This window comes from Merdimmobilis hominis (genome assembly GCF_900104615.1).
Classification (GTDB): domain Bacteria; phylum Bacillota; class Clostridia; order Oscillospirales; family Ruminococcaceae; genus Merdimmobilis; species Merdimmobilis hominis.
The window spans coordinates 1-2,673 of the sequence record NZ_LT629938.1 but is presented as its reverse complement, the minus strand read 5'-3'; the positions used below and the strand labels follow the sequence as shown (position 1 = coordinate 2,673).

Sequence of the window (2,673 nt, the reverse complement as noted above, 5' to 3'; positions counted from 1 at the left end):
AGCAGGATCCAGAGTACCGCGGGACACGTGAAACCCCGTGGGAAGTCGGGGGGACCACCCTCCAAGCCTAAATACTCCTCAGTGACCGATAGCGTATAGTACTGTGAAGGAAAGGTGAAAAGCACCCCGGGAGGGGAGTGAAAAAGAACCTGAAACCCTGTGCCTACAAGCACTTAGAGCACGTCAATGTGTGATAAGGTACTTTTTGTAGAACGGTCCGGCGAGCGAATGTATGTAGCAAGGTTAAGGACTTCAGGTCCGGAGCCGAAGGGAAACCAAGTCTGAATAGGGCGTAGAGTTTCATGCATTGGGCCCGAAACCGGGTGACCTATCCATGTCCAGGTTGAAGTGGAAGTAAAATTCCATGGAGGACCGAACCGACCTCCGTTGAAAAGGCGGCGGATGAGGTGTGGATAGCGGAGAAATTCCAATCGAACTCGGATATAGCTGGTTCTCCCCGAAATAGCTTTAGGGCTAGCGTTGCAGATCATTACTGGAGGTAAAGCACTGAATGGGCTAGGGGCCGAGAGGTTACTGAACCCTATCAAACTCTGAATGCCAGATAATGCCGACTGCAGCAGTCAGACTGCGTGAGATAAGTTTCGCAGTCAAAAGGGAAAAAGCCCAGACCCACAGCTAAGGTCCCCAAGATGGTTTAAGTGGAGAAGGATGTAGGATTGTGAAAACAACCAGGATGTTGGCTTAGAAGCAGCCACACATTTAAAGAGTGCGTAATAGCTCACTGGTCGAATGATCCTGCGCCGAAAATGTAACGGGGCTAAAATCATCACCGAAGCTTGGGATGCATCGCAAGATGCGTGGTAGGGGAGCGTTGTATGAGGGGTGAAGCGTTAGCGGAAGCGGGCGTGGACTTCATACAAGTGAGAATGCCGGAATGAGTAGCGAGAATTATGTGAGAATCATAATGGCCGAATGCCTAAGGTTTTTGGAGGAAGGTTCGTCCGCTCCAAGTTAGCCGGGAGCTAAGGTGAGGCCGAAAGGCGTAGCCGATGCACATACGGTAGAAATTCCGTAGCCGCCAAAAGATTTAAGCAAAGGGACACATTGAAAGGGCATGACCCGGGCGTTGGTAGCCCCGGGCGTAAGGGACCGAAATTTAGTAGGGAAGCATGCTTGGACGGTGGCGAGAAAAGCTTTGTGTATATCTTAGGCGCCCGTACCGCAAACCGACACAGGTAGGTAGGAAGAGAATTCTAAGGCCAACGGGAGAAGGGTTGTTAAGGAACTCGGCAAGTTGACCCCGTAACTTCGGAATAAGGGGTGCTCACGAGAGTGAGCCGCAGAGAATAGGTCCAGGCGACTGTTTAGCAAAAACACAGGTCTATGCTAAATCGAAAGATGACGTATATGGGCTGACGCCTGCCCGGTGCTGGAAGGTTAAGAGGAGATGTGAGAGCATTGAATCGAAGCCCCAGTAAACGGCGGCCGTAACTATAACGGTCCTAAGGTAGCGAAATTCCTTGTCAGGTAAGTTCTGACCCGCACGAATGGCGTAACGATCTGGACACTGTCTCAACAGCCCTCCCGGCGAAATTGTAGTACCGGTGAAGATGCCGGTTACCCGCGGCTAGACGGAAAGACCCCATGGAGCTTTACTGTAGCCTAATATTGGATTTCGGTATTTCATGTACAGCATAGGTGGGAGGCTTGGAAGCCAGGACGCCAGTTCTGGTGGAGCCACCGTTGGGATACCACTCTTGAAGTACTGAAATTCTAACCTGCAGCCATGAATCTGGCTGGGGGACATTGTTAGGTGGGCAGTTTGACTGGGGCGGTCGCCTCCAAAAAGGTAACGGAGGCGCTCAAAGGTTGGCTCAGCATGGACGGAAACCATGCCCTAGAGTGTAAACGCATAAGCCAGCCTAACTGCGAGAGCGACGGTTCGAGCAGTAACGAAAGTTGGAGTTAGTGATCCGGTGGTATGTGAGTGGAAATGCCATCGCTCAACGGATAAAAGCTACCCTGGGGATAACAGGCTGATCTCCCCCAAGAGTCCACATCGTCGGGGAGGTTTGGCACCTCGATGTCGGCTCATCGCATCCTGGGGCTGTATTCGGTCCCAAGGGTTTGGCTGTTCGCCAATTAAAGCGGTACGCGAGCTGGGTTCAGAACGTCGTGAGACAGTTCGGTCCCTATCTGCCGTGGGCGCAGGATATTTGAATGGAGCTGTCCCTAGTACGAGAGGACCGGGATGGACGCACCTCTGGTGCACCAGTTGTCACGCCAGTGGCACAGCTGGGCAGCTATGTGCGGACCGGATAAACGCTGAAAGCATCTAAGCGTGAAGCCGACCATAAGATAAGATATCCCACTGTTTTAACAGGTAAGACCCCTTGAAGACTACAAGGTTGATAGGCTGGATGTGTAAGCGCAGCGATGCGTTTAGCTAGCCAGTACTAATCGGTCGAGGGCTTGACCAAAATCTTTTGGATTCTTAGTTTCATTGTTCAATTTTGAGTGTGCAGAGTATTGTGCTCACCCAACCCTGCACCATTAGCTCAGTTGGTAGAGCAGCTGACTCTTAATCAGCGGGTCCCGGGTTCGAGTCCCTGATGGTGCACCATGCGGCCCGTTGGTCAAGCGGTTAAGACTCTGGCCTCTCACGCCAGCAACGCGGGTTCGAGTCCCGCACGGGTCACCAAAAAGAATGAT

General features: G+C 52.1%; 2 tRNA genes and 1 rRNA gene. All 3 read left to right on the top strand.

Going from position 1 to position 2,673, the window contains the following annotated elements:
- Positions 1-2,441 (top strand): 23S ribosomal RNA (locus BQ5353_RS00030); the annotation flags it as partial.
- Positions 2,442-2,508: 67 nt separating this feature from the next.
- Positions 2,509-2,584, top strand: a tRNA-Lys gene (locus BQ5353_RS00025).
- A 3-nt stretch (positions 2,585-2,587) separates the two neighbouring features.
- Positions 2,588-2,662, top strand: a tRNA-Glu gene (locus tag BQ5353_RS00020).
- Positions 2,663-2,673 lie beyond the last annotated feature (11 nt).